Genomic DNA, 789 nt, shown 5'->3' with positions numbered 1-789 from the left:
CCTGAACCTAATACAGTACTGATCGTACCTTGCAATTCTGGTGTTACATCATTCGTTGTACCACCATTAGCAACATTTCCTGTTTGCGGTGCAACATCATCAACGATGTTACTGATCACTACAGTTTGTGTCGGTGCACTGCTATCCACTGAAATACTATAGTTGGTAGAAATCGCACCACGGTTGCCCGCTGCATCTTCTACTCGTGCTGTATAAATATAAGTACTACCATCCACTAAACCAGCATCAGCAAATGTCCAAGTTGTACCTGTAACTGTTGCAGTTCCAACAACTGCTCCATCACGTAAAATAACAACTCGCTCACCACTGTTCAGAACAGCACTGATTGTTCCACCAAGTAATGGTGTAGTGTCATTGGTTGAACCACCATTAGCAACGTTACCTAAACCTGGTGCAACATCATCAGTCACTGTTGAGATGATGACTGATTGTGTTGGTGCACTGGTATCTACGGAAACTGCATAGTTATTTGATACTGAACCTTGGTTCCCAGCTGCATCTTCTACTCGTGCTGTGTAAACATAATTTACGCCATCAGCTAAACCTGTATCTGCAAATGTCCAAGTCGTATTGGTTACTGTAGCTGTGCCGACTTTAACGCCATCACGATATACCGCAACAACCTCGCCTGAACCTAATACAGTACTGATCGTACCTTGCAATTCTGGTGTTACATCATTCGTTGTACCACCATTAGCAACATTTCCTGTTTGCGGTGCAACATCATCAACGATGTTACTGATCACTACAGTTTGTGTCGGTGCACTG

General features: G+C 43.5%; 1 protein-coding gene. It reads right to left on the bottom strand.

Going from position 1 to position 789, the window contains the following annotated elements; translation table 11 throughout:
* A partial coding sequence (locus M2R48_RS21520; protein ID WP_262087675.1) for an Ig-like domain-containing protein occupies nt 1–789 on the bottom strand: 789 nt, incomplete at both ends.

This window comes from Acinetobacter sp. I-MWF (assembly GCF_025433935.1).
In the GTDB taxonomy this organism is placed as follows: Bacteria; Pseudomonadota; Gammaproteobacteria; order Pseudomonadales; family Moraxellaceae; genus Acinetobacter; species Acinetobacter guillouiae.
Note: the sequence above shows the minus strand (reverse complement) of the source record. Positions and strands in the feature narration are given on the sequence as shown.